The following is a 19,310-nucleotide window of genomic DNA, read 5'->3' as shown; positions in this document are numbered from 1 at the left end:
GGCCGCGCCCGCGCGGCTGGCTGGCCGGCACCACCGCGGCAGCGCGCGCGGCCGGGTCGACGGCCTCCACCGTCATGCCTTCCTTGAGGCGGTCGGCGCCGTCCACCACCACGCGCTGGCCGGGCTCCAGGCCCTTGAGCACGGCATTGCGGCTGCCGTCGCCCGGGCCCAGCGTGACCACCTGCACCTTGACCTTGCTGCTGTCATCCACGGTGTAGACGAAGGTACCCTGCTGGCCGCGCTGGATCGCCGCCACGGGGATCACGGTGGCGTCCCTGAGCGTATCGATGCGCGTGCGCACGTTGACGAACTGGTTGGGGAACAGCATGCCGTCGGCGTTGGGGAAGACCGCCTTGAGCTTGACCGTGCCGGTGGTGGTGTCGATCTGGTTGTCGGTGGTCAGCAGCGTGCCTTCGCCGAGCTGGTTGCGCACCTGGCGGTCCCATGCCTGCACCGGCAGCTCTTCGCCGGCGTTGAGCTTCTTCAGCACCGACGGCAGGTTGTCCTCGGGGATGGTGTACATCACGGCGATGGGCTGGATCTGCGTGATCAGCGCGATGCCGTTGGCGTCGCTGGTGTTGACGATATTGCCCGGATCGACCTGGCGCAGGCCGATGCGGCCCGACACCGGCGCCACGATCTTCGTATAGCCCAGCTGCAGGCGCGCGTTGGCGACATTGCCCTGGTCGGTCTTGACCACGCCCTCGTACTGGCGCACCAGCGCGTCCTGGGTATCGACCTGCTGCTTGGAGATCGAGTCCTGGCCCAGCAGGGTGCGGTAGCGCTGCTGGTCGAGCCTGGCGTTCTGCAGCAGTGCCTGGTCGCGCGCGAGCTGGCCCACGGCCTGGTCCAGCGCGGCCTGGAACGGGCGCGGGTCGATCTCGGCCAGCACGTCGCCGGCCTTGACCATCTGGCCTTCCTTGAACAGCACCTTGAGCAGCGGGCCGGACACCTGCGCGCGCACGGTGACGTTGGAAACCGGGGTCACGTTGCCCAGGCCGTTGAGCACCACATCCATATCGCGCTTGGCCACGGTGGCGACCACCACGGGCGAGCGCGGCATGCCGGGGCCGCCGGCGCCACCCCGCGCGCCCGGGCCGCTGGCGCCCCGCTGCGCGCCTGCCGCCCCGGTCGCCTCCTGCGGCGCCTGGCCGCGATGGGCGTACCAGTACCAGGCGCCCCCCGCGAGCAGCAGCACCAGCACGCCGGCGGTCAGCCGGCGCCGGCCGGTGCGCCGCGGCGGAGCGCCCTCGGGCGGAGGCGAAGACGGGGTCGGGGAGGGGGTAGGCTGGCCTTGTTCGGGGTTGGACATGTCCGCAAATCCTGGGGGCGGCGCGCGCGGCGCGCCGGCGATGTTCGGTCTGGCAAGTGACGATGCAGCAGTATGCCGCAACGCCACGGGCGCCGGCCCGCCGCGTGGAGGGGCACGCCGCGGGTGGCGGGCAGGCCGGCAAGTGCCGTGTGGCGCGCAATGCGGCGGCGCCGGTGGCACGTCATGCCGCAAGGATAATGTGCGGGCCCGGACGCCCGTATTTCAGCGCCCGGCGCTTTTATTACAGCGGATTACCAGCGCCCCGGGTGTAACCTCCGGAAACAAAACCGCCCGGCCAAACCGGCATGTGTGGCGCCGGGGCTGACTATCATGTGCCTATGCGAACGAACCAGCCTACCCAGATCCTCGTCGTCGACGACGATCCCGAACTTCGCGACCTGCTGCGCGAGTACCTGACCCAGCAGGGCTTTGCCGTCTCGGTGATGCACGACGGCGACGGCCTGCAGGCGCGCCTGGAGCGCGAGCGCCCGGCGCTGATCGTGCTGGACCTGATGATGCCCAAGGTCGACGGCCTGACCGCGCTGCGCAACCTGCGCGCCAAGAACGACGACATCCCCGTAATCCTGCTCACGGCCCGCAGCGACGAGATCGACCGCATCGTCGGGCTCGAGATCGGCGCCGATGACTACCTTGGCAAGCCGTTCTCGCCGCGCGAGCTGCTGGCGCGCATCAACGCCGTGCTGCGCCGCAAGCTGGCACGCCCCGCGGCCGCGCCCGAGGACCGCGAATCGGTCGCCTTCGGCCCGTTCCGCGTCAATTTCCGCCAGCGCACGCTGAGCCGTGCCGGCCAGACGCTGTCGATCAGCGATACCGAGTTCGCGCTGCTCAAGCTGCTGCTGATGCATCCGCTGGAAGTGCTGTCGCGCGAGCGCATCGTCGAGCTGATGTACGGCAGCGCCAGCGGCATCAGCGACCGCGGCATCGACGTGCAGATCTGGCGCCTGCGCCGGCTGCTCGATGAAGACGCGCAGCGCCCGCGCTATATCCAGACCGTGCGCGGGCGCGGCTATACCTTCGTGCCCGACGAAGCGGAAGAGATGTCCGCGGGACTCCCCGAATAATGGCCGCGGCGCCCGCCCCCTGGCGCCGCATGCCACCAGACCCTGCTTTCCGATGAAGTTGCGACGTATCGACACCCTGTTCGGCCGCATTGCGCTGCTGATTGCCGCCGTGCTTGTGATCAGCCATTTCTCATGGCTGGCCATCCTGCGCATGGACCGCCGCCAGCAGCAGGTGGACTATTCAGTCGAGCAGATGCTGTTCCAGCTCGACAGCATCGAGCGCGCGCTCGACGCGCGTCCGCCGGCGAAGCTGCCCAGCCTGGTTGAGACAGCCAACACGGCCGACGCCGAAGAGCATGCCGTCGTGCCCAAGGGCGGGCGCTCGCGCCGGCTGGTCGAGCAGTTCATCGGCAGGCTGCCGCAGGGCACCGAGATCCGGCTGGAGGACGAGACCACGCCGCGCATCTGGATCAAGCTGCCCAGCCGCGCCCGCTGGATCGCCATGCCGATCCTGTGGGTCCACAATCCGCCGCCTGACAACCGGCTGGTGCCTGGCGTGATGCTGGTGGTGGGCGTGGCCATCGTCTTTGCCGTGCTGATCGCCTGGCAGATCCAGCGGCCGGTGCGCGACATGGCCAATGCGGCGGAGCTGCTGTCGCGCCAGCACGCCGTGCCGCCGCTGCGCGAACGCGGCCCGCATGAGCTGCGCCAGCTGATCGAGCGTTTCAACCGCATGGTGGCCGACCTGGCGCGCATCGACCAGGAGCGCAATACCATGCTTGCCGGCATCGCGCATGACCTGAAGACACCGCTGGCGCGGCTGCGCCTGCGCGCCGAGATGCTGGCCGATCCCAAGGCCGCCGCGGGGGTGACGCGCGACGTGGAGTCCATGTCGGCCATCGTCGAGCAGTTCCTGAGCTTCGCGCAGACCAGCGAGTCGACCGCGCGGCCGGTGCCGGTGGACCGGCGCGTCAATGAGCTGGCCGCGTCGCTGGCCGAGCAGGAGCGCCAGGTGGTGCTGTCGCTGGGCGCGGGCGAGGGCTTCCGCATGATCGCCACGCAGCTGGACCGCATCGTCGGCAACCTGGTCGACAACGCCTACGCCTATGGCAAGCCGCCGGTGTGCATCGCGACCGCGCGCACGCCGGAGGGTTACCTGCTGGTGGTGGAGGACCAGGGCGCCGGCATCCCCGAGGATGACAAGGAGCGCGCCACGTTGCCCTTTGTACGGCTGGACCCGGCTCGGGGCGGCAATGCGCATTCCGGGCTGGGGCTGGCGATCGTGGACCGGCTGGTGCGGCAGGCGGGCGGTAAGCTGAACCTGGTGAATGCCGATGGTGGCGGGTTCCGGGTGGAGATGCTGTTCGGGGCAGCTGAGGCTTGATTACCGCTGGTTTGCTCCCCTCTTCCGCTTGCGGGAGAGGGAGCAAACCGCCGGCATGCTGATGCTGTCATCCGTTGCGTTTGCCAGCGGCCTGCACGTCCTTCAAACCTTCTTCTTCTCCCCGATCCGGCTTTCCTTGCCGGCCAGCAGCTTGGCAATATTCTGCCGGTGCCGCGCAATCAGCAGCACGCTGATCACGAAGATTGCCCCCGTCATCACATCCACGCCGTTCATCAGCACATGGAAGAACGGTGCGAAGATCGCCGCCACCAGCGCCGCCAGCGACGAGTAGCGGAAGAAGAAGGCGATGATCAGCCACGTGGCCAGCGTGCCCAGGCCCAGGATCGGGTCGATGGCGAGCAGGATGCCCGCCGCGGTGGCCACGCCCTTGCCGCCGGCGAAGCGGTGGTACACCGGGAACAGGTGCCCCAGGAAAACCGCCAGCGCCACCATGGCCAGGCCGGTTTCGTTCAGCCCGTAGGCCGGCCCGAAGCGCGCCGCCAGCCATACCGCCAGCCAGCCCTTCAGGGCATCGCCGATCAGCGTCAGGATGGCGGCCTTCTTGTTGCCGGTGCGCAGCACGTTGGTGGCGCCGGGATTGCCGGAGCCATAGGAGTGCGGGTCCGGCAGCCCCATCAGCTTGCTGACGACCACAGCGAAGGAAATGGAGCCGATCAGGTAGGCGGCGAGGGCGAAAAGCAGATTGGCCATGTGTAGTGGGGTGTTTTCAGGCTGGCGCGATTGTAGCGCGGCAGGGGCCTCGCTACGTCCGTGACTTCCCGGATTGGCATCGAGGCTCCCCTCGGTTTGCGCGGGGGCTCTCAGTCAGGCAGTGCGCATTGCACCGGCTGGGCGTTCACCAGCATGGGCAGCAGCTTCGGGTCCAGGCTGACCAGGAAGCCGCGGCGCCCGCCGTTGATATAGATGCGCGCCAGCTCCAGCACGGTCGATTCGACGTAGACCGGCATGCGCTTGCGCGTGCCGAAGGGCGAGGTGCCGCCCACCATGTAGCCGCTGTGGCGTTGCGCCACCTCGGGCTTGCATGGCTGCACGCTCTTGCGGCCGGCCTGGCGCGCCAGGTTCTTGGTCGAGACCGAGCAGTCGCCGTGCATCAGCACCACCAGCGGCTGCGCGCGCTCGTCTTCCATGATCAGGGTCTTGATCACCTCGTGCTCGGGAACGCCCAGCTGGCGCGCCGATTCGCCGGTGCCGCCGTGCTCGACATAGTCATACGGATGCTCGCCGAAGGCGACGCCATGCTTGCGCAGGTACTGCGTGGCGGGGGTTTCTGATACGTGCCTGGTCTTGCTCATGACAGTGGTCGCCGCCCGCTTGCTCAGCCGCGCGGATGGTGCTGCTGGTGCAGCTCGCGCAGGCGTTCGCGGGCGACGTGCGTATAGATCTGGGTGGTGGAAATATCGGCGTGGCCCAGCAGCAGCTGCACCACGCGCAGGTCGGCGCCGTGGTTGAGCAGGTGCGTGGCAAAGGCGTGCCGCAGCGTGTGCGGCGACAGCGGCGCGTGCACGCCGGCATCGCGCGCATGGCGCTTGATCAGGTGCCAGAACGCCTGCCGCGTCATGCCTTCGCCGCGCTGCGTGACAAAGAGCGCGTCGCAGGCGCGCCCGGCCAGCAGCGCGGGGCGCGCACTGGCCAGGTAGCGGCGCAGCCAGTCGCCGGCCTGCTGGCCGAACGGCACCAGCCGCTCCTTGTCGCCCTTGCCGCCGACCACGCGCGCCACGCCTTCGTTCAGGCCGATCTCGATGGTCTTCATCTGCGTGAGCTCCGACACGCGCAGCCCGCTGGCGTACATCAATTCCAGCATGGTGCGGTCGCGCAGCCCCAGCGGCGTGTCGGTGTCGGGCGCTTCGAGCAGCGCGTCGACCTGGGACTCGGTCAGGGTCTTGGGGTAGCGCGGCGGCTGCTTGGCGGGGCGCAGCAGCAGGCAGGGGTCGGCTTCGACCAGGTGTTCGCGCAGCGCCCACTGGTAGAAGCGGCGGAACACCGCCAGGCGACGGTTGGCCGACGAGGCGCGGCTCTGCGTGTGGCGTGCGTTGAAGTAGGCCGACAGCGCGCCGTCGTCCGCGCCCGGCAACTCGCCGCGGTGCTCATGCTGCAACCAGCGCGCCAGCAGCGTCAGGTCGCGCCGGTAGGCATCGATGGTATTGCGCGAGAGGCCGTCTTCCAGCCACAGCGCGTCGCAGAAGCGGCTGACCAGTGCCACGTCGGCGTCGCTGGGCGCGGCGGCGATGTCAGGTGCCTGGGCGGCGCCGCTCATATCAGCATGGCGCCCTCATGGCGCAGCAGCCAGCGTTTGACGTCGAGGTAGAAGCCGTCTTCGGCATGGTGCGAGAAGCCGCCGATGCCGCGTGCCGAGACCACGCGATGGCAGGGGATCACGATCGGGAACGGGTTCTGCCCGCAGGCCTGGCCCACCGCGCGCGGCATCGCGCCGATGGCCTCGGCGATGGTGCCATAAGTGGTCACCGCGCCGCGCGGCACTGCGCTGATGGCCTGCCACACGCGCTGCTGGAAGTCGCTGCCGGCCGGGGCCAGCGGCAGGTCGAAGACGGTGTCGGGGTTGGCATAGTAGGCCTCCAGCTGCGCCGCGAGTTGCTGCGTCAGTGCGTCCGCCGGGGCGCGTGCCTCGACGTGCTCGGGAAGGTACACGATGGCCCGGATGCGCGCGCCGTCCGTGCGCACCCCGATCTTGCCGAAGGGGGCGGGGAGGATGGCGTCATAGGTGGCGGGCATGGCGGTCAGGCTGGGGCGAATGCTGGATTTTAGTGCTTTTTGGCGCGGGCAAGAAAAAAGGGCCGCCTCGCGGCGGCCCTTTGCGGGTGGCGTCACACCGGCCGGATCATTGCTCCAGCTTGATGTTCTGCACCTTCACAAGATTCTTCATCTTGTCGAATTCCTTCTTGATCTCGGCCGCATGCTGCGCCGGCGTGTTGCCCGACGGCTCGGCGCCGGCGGTGCGCAGGCGCTGCTGGAAGTCCTTGTCCTGCAGGGCCTTGACGGCGGCCTCGTTGAGCTTCTTGATGACGTCGTCAGGCGTGCCGGCCGGCGCCACCAGGCCGTACCAGGCCGGGTCGTTCGGCTCCTTCAGGCCCATTTCGCCGAAGGTCGGCACGTTGGGCATGGATTCCAGGCGCTTGTTCCAGGCCACCACGATCGGGCGCAGCTTGCCGGCCTTGATGTAGGGAATCGAAGAGGGCAGGTTGTCCACCATGATCGGCACCTGGCCGGCCAGCACGTCGTTCAGCGCCGGGCCCGCGCCGCGGTACGGGATATGGACCATGAAGGTCTTGGTCGAGACCTTGAACTGCTCGCCCAGCATGTGGCCGAAGCCGCAGGTGCCCGACGAGGCGTACGAATACTTGCCCGGGTTGGCCTTCAGCACGGCCAGGAACTCCTTGTAGTCCTTGGCCGGGAAGTTCGGGTTCACGGCGATCACGTTGGCGACGTTGGCCAGGTTGGTGATGGGCTTGAAGTCCTTGATCGGGTCGTACGACAGCTTGGGGTTGCAGGCCGGGTTCACGGCCATGGTCGAGACCGTGGAGATGCCGATGGTGTAGCCGTCCGGCGCGGCCTTGGCGATCGCGTCGGCACCGATCGAACCGCCCCCGCCGGCGCGGTTCTCCACCACCACGGGCTGGCCCAGGATGCGGCTCATCTGGTCCGCGGCGCCGCGGCCGACGATGTCGGTGGTGCCGCCCGGTGCGAACGGAATGATCAGTCGGATCGGCTTGGTGGGGTAGCTCTGGGCCTGCGCCGCGGTGGCGGCGGCGGCCAGGGCCAGGGTCAGTGCGAGTTTGCCAGCTTGCATGAGATCATGTCTCCCGTCAGGAAATCCGGGCAGGGTGCCGCCCGGAAGAAAAAAAACCGTCGCAGTGCCACAGGTGGGGCCGTGCGTCGGCAGCGTAATTGTGTCAGCCGCCCAGCAGCCCGCGCTTGACCTCGGCGTCGACCGGGCGCTCGCCCAGGAAGACCCGCAACACGGCCTGGTAGAAGTCTTCGCCGGGGATCGGCCGGCCGCGAGGCGTGCCGTTGATGGCGATGACGGTCCCCGTCTGCGGGGAAAAATCCAGGTTGATCACGTCGCCCTTGTGCGCGGTGCCGATCTCGCCCAGGGTGCGCTCGAACTGTACCAGCCGCGCGGCCAGTTCCTGCATCTGCTGTTCGCTGTGGTTGTTGCGGATGCCCTGGCGGATGGCGCGCACGACGTCCGGCGGTTCGGTCTCGCGCAGCATGCGCAACTGTAGCCGCTTGGCGCCGGGCGTGCCCAGCACCAGGGCCGCGTTGCGGGCCTTCTCCTGCAGGTACAGGGCGGCCACGTAGCCCTTGGCCAGGAAGCCCGCGCGCAGGGCGGTGCCGTTGAGCTGCAGCTCCTTGCCGCCCACGCGCGCCGCATCGTCAAAACGTATCCCCTCAATCTCAACCGAGCGCGCCGGCACCGGTACGGCGCCCGCGGCCGTGGCGGCGCACAGCGCCACCAGCACGGCGGCCAGGCGCAGGCAGCGGCCCGGGTGCAGACCAGGGCGGAAGGGGGCTCGGAGGTGGGTGTCCGGGCGCGGCGGCGCGGACCGGGTGCGGGACAACATGGCGGCAGGCGTACAACTTGGCATGCCATGCTGGCCTAAATCTGGAAAAATACCTATCCGTATCTGCCCTAGTCCGCACATTACGGTTTTTTGCCGTTATCTACCGCGCCGCCGCATTCCCGAGCGACGGCCCGCAGGGCAGCTGCCGCGTCATGCCACCGCCACTACAACAACGATAAATGTCTTCTGCTCTCCTGCTGGTCCCGGATTTCAGCCTGATCCTCATCGGCTGGCTGCTGGTGCGCTATACCCCGTTCGACCGTGCCTTCTGGGGTGGGGTGGAGCGCCTGGTCTACTTCGTGCTGTTCCCGGCGCTGCTGCTGCAGTCGACCAATACCGCGGTGCTGGATTTCTCGTCGACCTCGGCCATGCTGGGGCTGGCGCTGCTGGTGATGGCCACCGGCATGGCCGGCGGCTACGCCGTCAAATGGGTGTTGCGACCGGACGCGCTGAGCTTTGCCTCGGGCCTGCAGACCGCGTTCCGCTTCAATTCCTATATCGGGCTGGCGCTGGCCTCGCGCCTGGGCGGCTCCGAGGGGCTGGCGCTGATGGCGGTGATCGTCGGCTGCACGGTGCCGCTGTGCAATGTGGCGGCGGTGTGGGCGCTGGCGCGGCACGGCCAGACCGCACTGTGGAAAGAGCTGGCGCGCAACCCGCTGATCCTGGCCACTGCCGGCGGCCTGCTCACCAACCTGATGGGGCTGCATGCGCCCGAGGTGCTGGGCATGACGCTGAACCGGCTGGGCTCGGCCTCGACCGCGCTGGGGCTGATGACGGTGGGTGCCGGGCTGCAGATGAGTGGCGCCACCGGTACCGCCGGCCCGGTGGCCTGGTGGACCGGGGTCAAGCTGCTGGCGATGCCGTGCGTGGCCTGGCTGGTGGGGCGGCACCTGCCGCTGACCGCGCTGCAGTACCAGATCGTGGTGCTGTACGCCTCGCTGCCCACGGCCTCCAGCGCCTATATCCTGGCGGTGCGCATGGGCGGCAACGGGCCGATGGTGGCGGCGACGATTTCGCTGATGACGGTGGCGGCGATCGTGACCACGCCGCTGTGGCTGGCGCTGGTCAGTTAGTCCGGCGGCGGGCCGCCTTGCGCCAGGGCCCAGTCGATATGCTCGCGCACCAGCGGCGTGGCGCTCTCGCGCCGCTCCAGCAGCGCTGCCCGGATGCGCGCGGCCAGGGCCGCGTCTTCGGCGCGTGTGCCTGACAGCGCCGCGCGCAGGCTGTTGCCCAGCCCCACCGCCAGGTTGCGCAGCCAGCGCTCATGGCCGATGCGGCGGATCGGGCTGCCTTCGAGCCGCTGGTTGAATTCCGCTTCGGTCCACTGGAACAGCGCCACCATGTCGGGTGCGTCGAGCCCGTTGCGCACGTCGAAGTCCGGCACCATGGCCACATGCGCGAACTTGTTCCACGGGCAGGCCAGCTGGCAGTCGTCGCAGCCGTAGACGCGGTTGCCCATGGGCGCGCGGAACTCCACCGGAATCGGGCCCTTGTGCTCGATGGTCAGGTAGGAGATGCAGCGGCGCGCGTCCAGCCGGTACGGCGCCACGATGGCGCGCGTGGGGCAGATGTCCAGGCAGCGGTGGCAGTTGCCGCAGTGGCCGGACTCGGGGGCGTCGGCCGGCAGCGGGATGTCGACCAGGATCTCGCCCAGGAAGAACATCGAGCCGCCGTCGCGGTCCAGCAGCAGCGTATGCTTGCCGCGCCAGCCGAGCCCGCCCTGGCTGGCCAGCGCCACTTCCATGACGGGTGCGGAATCGGTAAAGACGCGGTAGCCGAATTTTCCGATTTCGGCCTCGATCCGGCTGGCCAGCTGCTGCAAACGGCTGCGCAGCACCTTGTGATAATCGCGGCCGCGCGCATACAGCGACACCACCGCCGTGGCCGGATCGTCCAGCCGCGCCAGCTCGTGCCGGCGCCAGTCGGTGGCGCCGGCCTGCGCGCCGGCAGCCGGAATGTACGGCATCCGCGCCACGATCGCGCGCACGGTGCCGGGCACCAGTTCGGCCGGCCGGGCGCGCCGCAGGCCGTGGTTCGCCATATAATCCATGTCGCCGTGGTAGCCCTGTGCCAGCCACGCCATCAGCCCCGGCTCGGCATGACTGAGGTCGACATCGGCGATGCGCACCGAGGCAAAGCCCAGTTCCGCGCCCCATGCGCGGATCGACGCGGCCAGTGCCGCAAGTTCCCCGGGGCCCGCGGCCAGGTGGGCGGCGGTGCCGGGAACGGGGGTAGGTGGCGCATCTGCCTGCCCTGGGGCGACTCGGTCGATCATCCCTGAATTGTACGCAATGCCCTTGCTCGAAGAACGCACCCTGACGCTGCCCGACGAAGCCGCCACCGCGCGCCTGGGCGCCGCGCTGGCCGCCGCCGTGCAGGCCATGCCGCCGCGCACGGTGCATGTGCAGCTGTCCGGCGACCTGGGCGCCGGCAAGACCACGCTGACGCGCGCGATCCTGCGCGCGCTCGGCCATGCGGGCAAGGTCCGCAGCCCTACCTACACGCTGTGCGAGCCTTACGAGGTGGCCCGCGCCGACGGCTCGCCGCTGACGGTCTACCACTTCGACCTGTACCGCTTTGCCGATCCCGAAGAGTGGATCGACGCGGGTTTTCGCGACTGCTTCGCCGAACCGGCCTTCAACCTGGTCGAGTGGCCGGAAAAGGCCGGCCGCCTGCTCGGGGAACCGGATCTCCATATGTTGCTCCAATCGGACATGGCCGGGGCGGATGACGCCGGCGAGCGGCGGATCGCGACGATGCGCGCCTATACTCACACTGGACTTACCCTGCTGAACGCATGCTGATCAAGCGACTTGCCACCGACCGCCCCGATGGACCCGACGGCCTGCTGCAGGCGCGCCGCAAATGGATGGCGCAGGCACTGAAGCTGGGCGCGGGCACGGCCGTGCTGACCCTGGCCGGCCCGCAGATCGCGTTTGGCGCCGGCATCGTCGCGGTGCGCGTGTGGCCGGCCGAGGACTACACCCGCGTCACCATCGAATCCGATTCCCCGCTGGCCGCCGTGCACCAGATGATCCGCGACCCCGACCGGCTGGTGGTGGACATCGACGGCCTGGACCTGTCGCCCACGCTGCGCGAGCTGGTGGCCAAGATCACTCCGAACGACCCCTATATCCAGACCGTGCGCGTCGGCCAGAACCGCCCGCGCGTGGTCCGCATGGTGTTCGACCTGAAGGAAAACGTGGCGCCGCAGGTGTTCACGCTGGCGCCGATCGGCAGCTACCGCAACCGCCTGGTGTTCGACCTGTACCCGGTCAATCCGCCCGATCCGCTGTGGAAGCTGGTGCGCGACACCGAGGAAAAGCAGCGCCGCTTCGCCACCTCGGACCCGGCGCCGGGCAACGACGGCATCGCCGGCGCGCCGGCCGGTGCCGAGGAAGACGCGATCGGCGCGCTGGTGCGCCGCTTCGACGAGAAGGGCGAGGTGCCGCCCACCACCGCGCCGCTGCCGCCGCCGGTGGCCTCGGCCCGGCCCAGGCCGTCCGCACCGCCGGTGCCGAGCCCCAATGCCCCGGTGGTGCCGCCGGTCGCACGCGACAACCCTACCGCCGAACGGCCCTTCAAGATGCGCCGCCTGCTGACCGTGGCGATCGACCCCGGCCACGGCGGCGAAGACCCGGGCGCGATCGGCGCCGCCGGCTCGCGCGAGAAGGACGTGGTGCTGCAGATCGCGCACCGCCTGCGCGCCAAGATCGATGCCCAGCCCAATATGCGCGCGATGATGACGCGCGACGCCGACTTTTTCGTGCCGCTGAACGTGCGCGTGCAGAAGGCGCGCCGGGTGCAGGCCGACCTGTTTGTATCGATCCACGCCGATGCCTTCTTGTCGCCCGAGGCGCGCGGCGCGTCGGTGTTCGCGCTGTCCGAACGCGGCGCCTCCAGTACCGCGGCGCGCTGGCTGGCCAACAAGGAAAACGCCTCCGACCTGATCGGCGGCGCCAATATGGGCAACAAGGATGCGCAGGTGGCGCGCGTGCTGCTGGACCTGTCCACCACCGCGCAGATCAATGACAGCCTGCAGGTCGGCAAGGCCGTGCTGGGCGAGATCGGCGGCATCAACAAGCTGCACAAGGGCAGCGTCGAGCAGGCCGGGTTTGCGGTGCTGAAGGCGCCGGATATCCCGTCGATCCTGATCGAGACGGCCTTTATCAGCAATCCGGAAGAAGAGCGCAAGCTCAACGATAACGCGCACCAGGAGCAACTGGCCAATGCGATCCTGAAGGGGATCCGGTCTTACTTCGCGCGCAATCCGCCGCTGTCGAAGAATCCGTCAGTGTGAATCTGGCGGGCACAAAAAAACCGGGGCATGCCCCGGTTTTTTTTCATGGCTGCGTGCCTCAGGCCCGCGCCGCGGCCTGGTCCTCCAGCAAGGCATCGCGGTTGGCATAGCGCGACGCGATCACCGAGCATACGATCAGCTGCAGCTGGTGATAGACCATCAGCGGCAGCACCAGCAGGCCCAGCGCGGGATGGCCGGCGAACAGGATCTTGGCCATCGGGATGCCGTTGGCCAGGCTCTTCTTGGAGCCGCAGAACACCGCCGTGATCTCGTCCTCGACAGAGAAGCCAAGGCGGCGCGCAGTCAGCGTGGTAAAGCCCAGCACCACGAACAGCAGCACCGCGGCGATCAGCATCACTGCGCCGATGGTCTGCCACTGGTACTGGTGCCACAGGCCCTGGGCGGTGGCGTCGCAGAATGAGGAATAGACGATCAGCACGATCACGCCACGGTCGATCTTGTTGGTGATGTGCTTCTTCTTCGCCAGCCAGCTGCCGATCAGCGGACGCAGCAGCTGCCCCAGCGCGAACGGCAGCAGCAGTTGCAGCGCCACCCCGGTGAGCGCCTTGCCCAGCGGCATCGAGGCGCCGCTGGCGCTGATCACCAGCCCCATCAGCAGCGGCGTGACCAGCATGCCGATCAGGCCCGAGATGGTGGCGTTGAAGATCGCTCCGGACACATTGCCGCGCGCCATCGAGGTCATGGCCACCGACGACGATACCGTCGACGGCAGCGCGCACAGGAAGAACACGCCCAGCAGCAGGTCCGGCGGCAGCGTATTGCGCAGCGACAGCATCAGCAGCACGCCTACCACCGGGAACACCACGTAGGTAAAGGTCTGCACGAAGACATGGAGGCGCCAGTGCTTGGCACCCGACACCAGCTTGTCGCGCGAGAGCGCCGCGCCGTGCAGGAAGAACACCAGCGCCACGCCCAGGCCGGTCACCACGCCCAGGTGCAGCGGGCCGTCGCCGGCGCCGATTTCAGGGGCGGCCAGCGCAATGGCGATAGCCGTCAACATGACGAGGACGAAGCCGTCGATCAGGTCATAAAGTTTCTTGAGCTTGCGGACAATACGAGACATGACTGCGGGTGGATCCTGCGATGTTAGGGTTTTGCCTAGTATTGGACGCCAGCCAAGTCTAGAATGCAAATTCATTTATAGAATCTATTTATCCGGGCGTTGCATGAATTACACACTGCGCCAGTTGCGCGTCTTCCTGGCCGTGGCCAATACCGGCGGCTTCAGCCGGGCCGCCGATGTGGTCGGCCTGACCCAGCCTGCGGTCAGCCGCGGCGTGGCTGAGCTGGAAGAGGCACTTGGCGTGCGCCTGCTGGACCGCACCACGCGCGAGGTGGTGCTGACCGAGGCCGGCCACGCGCTGGCGCCCGCGCTTGAGCGGCTGCTCGGGCAGCTCGACGACACGCTGGAAGAAACGCGCCAGCTTGGCGAACGCTATCGTGGTCGCGTAGTGATAGCTGGTGCGCCGACGATCTCGGCCCGGCTGATGCCGATGTACGTGGCCGCCTGCGCCGCCCAATACCCCGAGATCCGCCTGACCGTGCGTGACAACGTGCAGGCCGACGGCCTGGAGCAGGTGCGTGCCGGCGCGGTGGACTTTGGCGTGCTGATCGATCCGCTGGTGCGCGACGGGCTGGTGGTGGAGCCGGTGGCGACCGACCCGTTCTGCTTTGTCTGCCGGCGCGACCATCCGCTGGCGCAGTCGGCCTCGGTGCCGTGGTCGGCGCTGCATGGGATGCAGCTGGTGCTGCTGGACTTTGCCTCCGGCAGCCGTCCGCTGATCGACCGCGTGTTCGGCCGGCATGGCGTGGTGCCGCTGGTGGTGCAGGAGCTGGGCCACTCGGCGAGCGTGTTCGGCATGGTCGAGGCCGGCATCGGCGCATCGGTGCTGCCGTCGTTCTCGCTGCCGCTGCCGGCGGCGTCGCCGCTGGTGTGGCGCCCGCTGGTGCCGTGCGAGGAGCGCAGCATCGTCATGGTCCGGCGCGAGGACCGTTCACTGTCGCCGGCCGCGGCGGCGGTGTGGGACCTGGTGCGCCGCCTGACCGTGCGCGCCGAGGCGCCCGCAATGAGCGCCGCGGCCTGACCTGGTCTCACTCCGTCAACGCGCGGTGACCATCACCGCTTCCAGTTCAAAGCTGCCGTCGGCCTGCACGCGATAGTGCTCACGCACTTCCGTCGGCGCCATCTGCCACAGGTGGCGGATGGCCTCCACGGCCACCGGCGCGGTGCGCATGCGCCTGACCCAGCTGTCGAACTCGATGCCGATGCGCCAGATGTCCGATACGGCGATGCCATCGGCGCCAAAGCCCGCCGCCTCGAACATCGACCGCCACCCCGCCGGCGTGTAATCGCGCACGTGCGAGGGATCGCGCAGCAGTTCCACCGATTGCAGCCAGGTATCGCGCAGCGGATCCGGCGCACCGGCAATATCGATCAGCACCACTTTGCCGCCGGGCTTGAGCACGCGTCGGATCTCGGCCAGTGCCGCCGGGACGTCGCGCCAGTGGTGCGCGCTCATGCGCGAGACCACCGCGCAGAAGCTGGCATCGTCAAACGGCAGCTGTCCGGCAGCGCCCTGGCGCGTGCGGATATTGGCCAGCCCGCGCTCGCGCGCCGCGGCCTCGACCACGGCCAGCATGTCCGCCGACAGATCGTAAGCCGTCACTTCGCCCGCAATCGCTGCCGCGGCGAAGCTGGCATGGCCCGCGCCGCAGCCCAGGTCCAGCACGCGGCTGCGCGGGCGGTTGGCTGCGGGGATCAGCGCGGCCAGTTCGTCTTTCAGTTGCTGCAGGTCCGCGCCGCTGGCGTGGACGGCGCTGGTGAGGTAGGCGCTGGCGGTGGCGCCGAACTGGGCGGCGACGAGTTCCTGCTGTTGCATGGTGCTGGGCTCCTTGGGCCACGCCCAGGTCGGCGGGTGGCCTTCTTTGTTGGGGGAGGGGACTTGCCCGCGAGACGGGTTCGGCATACTGTAGGCGGGCAGTTTTCCCGGTACAAGTTACCGATTTATCCTGGTATAAGCGACACCAGCCTGTCATGCCCTTGTCTGCCGATCCCGCCGTTGTCCCGCCTGCATCGCCATCGTCGCGCGAATCCGTGCTGGGCGCTTTCCTGCGTGCGCACCGTGAACGGCTCGCGCCGGCCGATGTCGGGCTCGCACCGGGCCGGCGCCGCCGCACCCCCGGCCTGCGCCGCGAGGAAGTCGCGCAACTGGCGGGCTTGAGCGCGACCTGGGTGACGTGGCTGGAGCAGGGGCGGCCGGTATCGCTGTCGGCACGCGCGCTGGCCAGCCTGGCTGCCGCGCTGCGGCTGTCGCGCGCCGAGCGCGCCTACCTGTTCGAACTGGCGGGCCGCCGCGACCCGCAGCAGGCCGCGGACGAAACCGTGCCGCCGGTGGTGCTGGCCAGCGTGCATGCCATCGGCGGGCCGGCCTACCTGCTCGACCGGCAATGGAACGCGCTGGCCTGGAACGACGCCGCGACAGACCTGTTTGTCGGCTGGCTCGATGCCGCCAGCGCCGAGCACAACCTGCTGCGCGCGATGTTCCTGTCGCCGGGGCTGATGGCGCTGGTGGAAGACTGGCCACACCGCGCGGCACGGCTGGTGGCGGAATTCCGCGCGCACAGCATCCGCCATGCGGACGAGGCGCCGACGCGAGCCTTGATCGAGGGGCTGATGGCAGAGAGCGCGGCCTTCCGCGATGCCTGGCTGTCGCAGGACGTGGAAGACCGCGAGGGCGGCCGCCGCGGCTTTCACCATCCGCAGCTGGGCGCGCTGCAGTTCGAGCAGCTGACGCTGGTGCCGGCGGCGGCGCCGGGCTTGATGCTGGTGATGCTGCTGCCCGGCTGAGCGGGCAGCGCCGGGGCTTTACTTGGGCTGCATCCGGATCGCGCCGTCCAGGCGGATCACTTCGCCATTGAGCATGGTGTTCTCGATGATCGAGCGGGCCAGCTTGGCGTACTCCGCCGGGCGGCCAAGGCGCGGCGGGAACGGCACCATCCTGCCGAGCGCGTCCTGCACTTCCTGCGGCATGCCCAGCAGCATCGGCGTTTCGAAGATACCCGGGGCGATGGTCATGCAGCGCACGCCGTCGCGCGACAGGTCGCGCGCGATCGCCAGCGTCATCGCCACCACGCCGCCCTTGGACGCGGCATAGGCGGCCTGCCCGATCTGGCCGTCAAAGGCCGCCACCGACGCCGTATTGATGATCACGCCGCGCTCGCCTTCGCTGTCGGGGGTGTTTTGCACCATGGCCGCGGCGGCCAGGCGGATCATGTTGAAGGTGCCGACCAGGTTGATGCGGATGGTCTTGTCGAAGGCTTCCAGCGGATGCGGGCCGTTCTTGCCGACGGTCTTGTTGGCAGTGGCGATGCCGGCGCAGTTGACGATGCCCGAGAGCCGGCCCAGTGCCTGGGCGGCGGCCACCACCGCCTGGCCGTCGGCCTCGGAGGTGACGTCGCAGCGGACGAACTGGCCGCCCAGTTCAGTTGCCAGCGCCTGGCCGTCGGCCTCGTTCAGGTCGGCGATCACGACCCTGGCGCCGGCTTCGGCCAGCATGCGGGCGGTGCCTGCACCCAGGCCCGAGGCGCCGCCGGTGACGATGAATACGTTGCCTTGGATTTGCATTTGGGGTTGTCTCCTTGGATTGGGTATTTGTTGCCGTTTACGTAAACGTCAATTCGTTGGCGGTATTTTACGGGGTGGTGGGGGATGTGCAAGGGGTGGGATTGCTAGGCGGGCTCGGAATCAATCGGCCAAAACAAAAGCGGCCCAAAGGCCGCTTTCACAACACCAGGCAGAGCAGGCGAAAAATTACTTCAACGCTTCGAACACCCGCGCGGTAATGTCATCGACATTGCCCACGCCCAGGATCTTGCGGTACTTCGGCGGCGCCACCTTGGCGGAAGCATCTCCCTTGGCAGCCCAGTCCGAGTAGTAATCCACCAGCGGACGCGTCTGCTGCGAATAGACATCAAGACGCTTCTTGACCGTCTCTTCCTTGTCATCGTCACGCTGGATCAGCGCCTCGCCGGTCTCGTCGTCCACGCCCTCGGTCTTGGGCGGGTTGTACTTGACGTGGTAGGTGCGGCCCGAGGCCACGTGCACGCGGCGGCCGCTCATGCGCTCGATGATGGCGTCGAACGGCACGTCGATTTCCAGCACGTAGTCGATTGCCACGCCCGCTTCCTTCATTGCCTCGGCCTGCGGAATGGTGCGCGGGAAGCCGTCGAACAGGTAGCCGTTCTTGCAGTCGTCTTCCTTGAGGCGGTCTTTCACCAGGCCGATGATGATGTCGTCCGACACCAGTCCGCCCGCGTCCATGACCTTCTTGGCTTCTACGCCCAGCGGGGTGCCGGCCTTTACCGCGGCGCGCAGCATGTCGCCCGTGGAGATTTGCGGAATGCCGAACTTCTCGCAGATGAACTTGGCTTGCGTGCCTTTGCCGGCGCCGGGCGCGCCCAACAGGATCAAACGCATTTACGGGTCCTCAGAGTTTTTAATCTGGTGTGGCGGGAGATCAGAAGGAGGGTAACGCCGTAACTTGACGCAGGACTTACTGCGGTCCTGATGCGTTCTGACTGCGTTCAGCGCGGGCACTGCTCATGCGTACCTACGCATACGGCCGGCGGCGGCTGCCAGGGGGATGGCGGCGCGGCACACCGGACGGGCTCTATCTTTATCTCCCCACCGAGCCTTGGCCGGCGGCACGCTTGCGCATGCCGGCCGGGCGGCTCTGTATCGGCAAGCATTATGCCATGAGGCGGCGCCAAATCGGCCCGAAATCCGCCCCCTGGTTCAGGTTGCAGCTGTATGAACCTGAGCGGGCAGGCGCCCGCGCGGGTCACTTTCCCGCGGTTGGGTCAGGGCCCTTCCTGGGCCATCGACTGCGCCCACAGCGCGCGCACCCGTTCCAGGTCGGCCGGGGTGTCGACCCCGGGGGCCGGCGCGGCGCTGGTCTGCAGCACCGCAATGCGCTCGCCATGCCACATGGCGCGCAGTTGCTCCAGCGCCTCGGTCTGCTCCAGCGGCGCCGCCGCCAGCGTCGGGAAGCGGCGCAGGAAGCCCGCCCGGTAGGCGTACAGCCCGATATGGCGCAGCACCGGCATGCCGGGCAGCGGCACCTGTGCCAGCGCCGCGGGCACGGCCGGCACGCCCGACCAGGCATCGCGCGCCCACGGGATCGGCGCGCGCGAGAAATACAGGGCGCGGCCGGCGGCGTCGCACACCACCTTGACCACATTGGGATTGAAGACTTCGGCGATGTCCTGCAGCGGATGCGCCGCGGTGGCGATGGCGCAGTCGGCGTGGTGCGCCAGGTGCAGCGCCACCTCGTCGATCAGCGACGGTTCGATCAGCGGCTCGTCGCCCTGCACATTGACCACGATGGCGTCGTCGGCCAGCCCCAGCTGGGCGGCCACTTCAGACAGGCGGTCGGTGCCGGAAGGGTGGTCGGCGCGGGTCAGCACGGCTTCGATGCCGTGCGCGGCGCAGGCCTGCGCCACCGCGGGCGCATCGGTGGCGACCACGGTGCGCTGCGCCGACGACGCATGCGCGCGTTCGGCCACGCGCACGATCATCGGGCGCCCGCCGATATCGGCCAGGGGCTTGTCAGGCAGGCGCGTCGAAGCGAGCCGCGCGGGAATGACGACAGTGAACGCCGGGACGGTCATG

Annotated in this window: 20 protein-coding genes; 7 read left to right on the top strand and 13 right to left on the bottom strand. The window is 68.7% G+C overall.

The features are described from left to right. Positions 1–1,312, bottom strand: a 1,312-nt coding sequence (locus tag AC3WLF_RS05540; protein WP_492357926.1) for an MdtA/MuxA family multidrug efflux RND transporter periplasmic adaptor subunit, incomplete at its 3' end; no start/stop codon positions are given. A gap of 338 nt (positions 1,313–1,650) precedes the next feature. Between AC3WLF_RS05540 and AC3WLF_RS05535 the strand changes: the two genes are divergently transcribed. Then, a complete protein-coding gene (locus AC3WLF_RS05535; RefSeq protein WP_010812236.1) occupies positions 1,651–2,394 on the top strand; it encodes a response regulator in 744 nt (247 codons plus the stop codon). A gap of 52 nt (positions 2,395–2,446) precedes the next feature. Beyond that, positions 2,447–3,718, top strand: a complete 1,272-nt coding sequence (locus AC3WLF_RS05530) for an ATP-binding protein (RefSeq protein WP_010812237.1) — start codon at positions 2,447–2,449, stop codon at positions 3,716–3,718. Positions 3,719–3,820: 102 nt separating this feature from the next. Here the strand turns inward: AC3WLF_RS05530 and plsY are convergent, their stop codons facing one another. From plsY to AC3WLF_RS05500, 6 genes are all read right to left on the bottom strand, one after another. Continuing rightward, a complete protein-coding gene (gene plsY / locus AC3WLF_RS05525; protein WP_492317618.1) occupies positions 3,821–4,429 on the bottom strand; it encodes a glycerol-3-phosphate 1-O-acyltransferase PlsY in 609 nt (202 codons plus the stop codon). Between the two features lie 110 nt (positions 4,430–4,539). Then, a complete protein-coding gene (locus tag AC3WLF_RS05520; RefSeq protein ID WP_492351613.1) occupies positions 4,540–5,031 on the bottom strand; it encodes an aminoacyl-tRNA deacylase in 492 nt (163 codons plus the stop codon). A gap of 23 nt (positions 5,032–5,054) precedes the next feature. Beyond that, positions 5,055–5,993 (bottom strand): site-specific tyrosine recombinase XerD, encoded by a 939-nt coding sequence (gene xerD, locus AC3WLF_RS05515; protein ID WP_010812240.1) that lies wholly within the window; start codon positions 5,991–5,993, stop codon positions 5,055–5,057. After that, complete coding sequence (locus tag AC3WLF_RS05510; protein WP_492351612.1) at positions 5,990–6,469, bottom strand: methylated-DNA--[protein]-cysteine S-methyltransferase; 480 nt, start codon at positions 6,467–6,469, stop codon at positions 5,990–5,992. The genes xerD and AC3WLF_RS05510 overlap by 4 nt, the downstream gene beginning before the upstream one ends. A 106-nt stretch (positions 6,470–6,575) precedes the next feature. Beyond that, positions 6,576–7,544, bottom strand: a complete 969-nt coding sequence (locus AC3WLF_RS05505) for a tripartite tricarboxylate transporter substrate binding protein BugE (RefSeq protein ID WP_013955671.1) — start codon at positions 7,542–7,544, stop codon at positions 6,576–6,578. Between the two features lie 103 nt (positions 7,545–7,647). After that, entirely contained in the window at positions 7,648–8,319 is a 672-nt protein-coding gene (locus AC3WLF_RS05500) for a chalcone isomerase family protein (RefSeq protein WP_492351611.1), read from the bottom strand. A 179-nt stretch (positions 8,320–8,498) separates the two neighbouring features. Between AC3WLF_RS05500 and AC3WLF_RS05495 the strand changes: the two genes are divergently transcribed. Next, positions 8,499–9,392 carry an AEC family transporter gene (locus AC3WLF_RS05495; RefSeq protein WP_010812244.1) on the top strand — a complete coding sequence of 298 codons (894 nt, stop codon included), beginning with the start codon at positions 8,499–8,501 and terminating at the stop codon, positions 9,390–9,392. Here the strand turns inward: AC3WLF_RS05495 and queG are convergent. Next, positions 9,389–10,594 carry a tRNA epoxyqueuosine(34) reductase QueG gene (gene queG / locus AC3WLF_RS05490; RefSeq protein WP_492301278.1) on the bottom strand — a complete coding sequence of 402 codons (1,206 nt, stop codon included), beginning with the start codon at positions 10,592–10,594 and terminating at the stop codon, positions 9,389–9,391. The genes AC3WLF_RS05495 and queG overlap by 4 nt on opposite strands. Before the next feature lie 16 nt (positions 10,595–10,610). On the opposite strand from queG, the gene tsaE reads away from it, so the two are divergent. Together tsaE and AC3WLF_RS05480 are read left to right on the top strand one after the other, a co-directional pair. Beyond that, on the top strand, positions 10,611–11,123 hold the full coding sequence (gene tsaE / locus AC3WLF_RS05485) for a tRNA (adenosine(37)-N6)-threonylcarbamoyltransferase complex ATPase subunit type 1 TsaE (protein ID WP_035826054.1): 513 nt from the start codon (positions 10,611–10,613) through the stop codon (positions 11,121–11,123). Continuing rightward, positions 11,117–12,619 (top strand): N-acetylmuramoyl-L-alanine amidase, encoded by a 1,503-nt coding sequence (locus AC3WLF_RS05480; protein ID WP_010812247.1) that lies wholly within the window; start codon positions 11,117–11,119, stop codon positions 12,617–12,619. The genes tsaE and AC3WLF_RS05480 overlap by 7 nt, the downstream gene beginning before the upstream one ends. A 58-nt stretch (positions 12,620–12,677) precedes the next feature. Here AC3WLF_RS05480 and AC3WLF_RS05475 read toward each other — a convergent pair whose 3' ends face one another. Continuing rightward, positions 12,678–13,703, bottom strand: a complete 1,026-nt coding sequence (locus AC3WLF_RS05475) for a bile acid:sodium symporter family protein (RefSeq protein ID WP_492317611.1) — start codon at positions 13,701–13,703, stop codon at positions 12,678–12,680. 103 nt (positions 13,704–13,806) lie between these two features. Between AC3WLF_RS05475 and AC3WLF_RS05470 the strand changes: the two genes are divergently transcribed. Beyond that, entirely contained in the window at positions 13,807–14,724 is a 918-nt protein-coding gene (locus AC3WLF_RS05470; protein ID WP_340520069.1) for a LysR family transcriptional regulator, read from the top strand. Between the two features lie 15 nt (positions 14,725–14,739). Here AC3WLF_RS05470 and AC3WLF_RS05465 read toward each other — a convergent pair whose 3' ends face one another. Further along, positions 14,740–15,519: a class I SAM-dependent methyltransferase gene (locus AC3WLF_RS05465; protein WP_492351610.1), complete on the bottom strand. Its 780-nt coding sequence runs from the start codon at positions 15,517–15,519 to the stop codon at positions 14,740–14,742. Between the two features lie 155 nt (positions 15,520–15,674). Between AC3WLF_RS05465 and AC3WLF_RS05460 the strand changes: the two genes are divergently transcribed. Continuing rightward, a complete protein-coding gene (locus tag AC3WLF_RS05460) occupies positions 15,675–16,487 on the top strand; it encodes an MmyB family transcriptional regulator (protein WP_492357925.1) in 813 nt (270 codons plus the stop codon). 18 nt (positions 16,488–16,505) lie between these two features. Here the strand turns inward: AC3WLF_RS05460 and AC3WLF_RS05455 are convergent, their stop codons facing one another. The 3 genes from AC3WLF_RS05455 to kdsB all read right to left on the bottom strand — a co-directional run bounded on the left by AC3WLF_RS05455 (position 16,506) and on the right by kdsB (position 19,309). After that, positions 16,506–17,264, bottom strand: a complete 759-nt coding sequence (locus tag AC3WLF_RS05455; RefSeq protein ID WP_492317608.1) for a 3-hydroxyacyl-CoA dehydrogenase — start codon at positions 17,262–17,264, stop codon at positions 16,506–16,508. 186 nt (positions 17,265–17,450) lie between these two features. Beyond that, a complete protein-coding gene (gene adk / locus AC3WLF_RS05450; protein WP_211980755.1) occupies positions 17,451–18,116 on the bottom strand; it encodes an adenylate kinase in 666 nt (221 codons plus the stop codon). Positions 18,117–18,499: 383 nt separating this feature from the next. Continuing rightward, complete coding sequence (kdsB, locus tag AC3WLF_RS05445) at positions 18,500–19,309, bottom strand: 3-deoxy-manno-octulosonate cytidylyltransferase (protein ID WP_010812254.1); 810 nt, start codon at positions 19,307–19,309, stop codon at positions 18,500–18,502. Position 19,310 lies beyond the last annotated feature (1 nt).

It is taken from the genome of Cupriavidus sp. FW306-01-F10A (assembly GCF_058782785.1).
This window is presented reverse-complemented; position numbering and strand designations above follow the sequence as displayed.

Bases quoted from the DNA above. Each gene is read 5' to 3' on its own strand.
- kdsB (WP_010812254.1), bottom strand. From the start codon at position 19,309: ATGACCGTCCCGGCGTTCACTGTCGTCATTCCCGCGCGGCTCGCTTCG.
- AC3WLF_RS05500 (WP_492351611.1), bottom strand. From the start codon at position 8,319: ATGTTGTCCCGCACCCGGTCCGCGCCGCCGCGCCCGGACACCCACCTC.
- AC3WLF_RS05455 (WP_492317608.1), bottom strand. From the start codon at position 17,264: ATGCAAATCCAAGGCAACGTATTCATCGTCACCGGCGGCGCCTCGGGC.
- AC3WLF_RS05460 (WP_492357925.1), top strand. From the start codon at position 15,675: ATGCCCTTGTCTGCCGATCCCGCCGTTGTCCCGCCTGCATCGCCATCG.
- adk (WP_211980755.1), bottom strand. From the start codon at position 18,116: ATGCGTTTGATCCTGTTGGGCGCGCCCGGCGCCGGCAAAGGCACGCAA.
- tsaE (WP_035826054.1), top strand. From the start codon at position 10,611: ATGCCCTTGCTCGAAGAACGCACCCTGACGCTGCCCGACGAAGCCGCC.
- AC3WLF_RS05520 (WP_492351613.1), bottom strand. From the start codon at position 5,031: ATGAGCAAGACCAGGCACGTATCAGAAACCCCCGCCACGCAGTACCTG.
- AC3WLF_RS05530 (WP_010812237.1), top strand. From the start codon at position 2,447: ATGAAGTTGCGACGTATCGACACCCTGTTCGGCCGCATTGCGCTGCTG.
- AC3WLF_RS05470 (WP_340520069.1), top strand. From the start codon at position 13,807: ATGAATTACACACTGCGCCAGTTGCGCGTCTTCCTGGCCGTGGCCAAT.
- queG (WP_492301278.1), bottom strand. From the start codon at position 10,594: ATGATCGACCGAGTCGCCCCAGGGCAGGCAGATGCGCCACCTACCCCC.
- AC3WLF_RS05475 (WP_492317611.1), bottom strand. From the start codon at position 13,703: ATGTCTCGTATTGTCCGCAAGCTCAAGAAACTTTATGACCTGATCGAC.
- plsY (WP_492317618.1), bottom strand. From the start codon at position 4,429: ATGGCCAATCTGCTTTTCGCCCTCGCCGCCTACCTGATCGGCTCCATT.
- AC3WLF_RS05465 (WP_492351610.1), bottom strand. From the start codon at position 15,519: ATGCAACAGCAGGAACTCGTCGCCGCCCAGTTCGGCGCCACCGCCAGC.
- AC3WLF_RS05495 (WP_010812244.1), top strand. From the start codon at position 8,499: ATGTCTTCTGCTCTCCTGCTGGTCCCGGATTTCAGCCTGATCCTCATC.
- AC3WLF_RS05505 (WP_013955671.1), bottom strand. From the start codon at position 7,544: ATGCAAGCTGGCAAACTCGCACTGACCCTGGCCCTGGCCGCCGCCGCC.
- AC3WLF_RS05535 (WP_010812236.1), top strand. From the start codon at position 1,651: ATGCGAACGAACCAGCCTACCCAGATCCTCGTCGTCGACGACGATCCC.
- AC3WLF_RS05480 (WP_010812247.1), top strand. From the start codon at position 11,117: ATGCTGATCAAGCGACTTGCCACCGACCGCCCCGATGGACCCGACGGC.
- xerD (WP_010812240.1), bottom strand. From the start codon at position 5,993: ATGAGCGGCGCCGCCCAGGCACCTGACATCGCCGCCGCGCCCAGCGAC.
- AC3WLF_RS05510 (WP_492351612.1), bottom strand. From the start codon at position 6,469: ATGCCCGCCACCTATGACGCCATCCTCCCCGCCCCCTTCGGCAAGATC.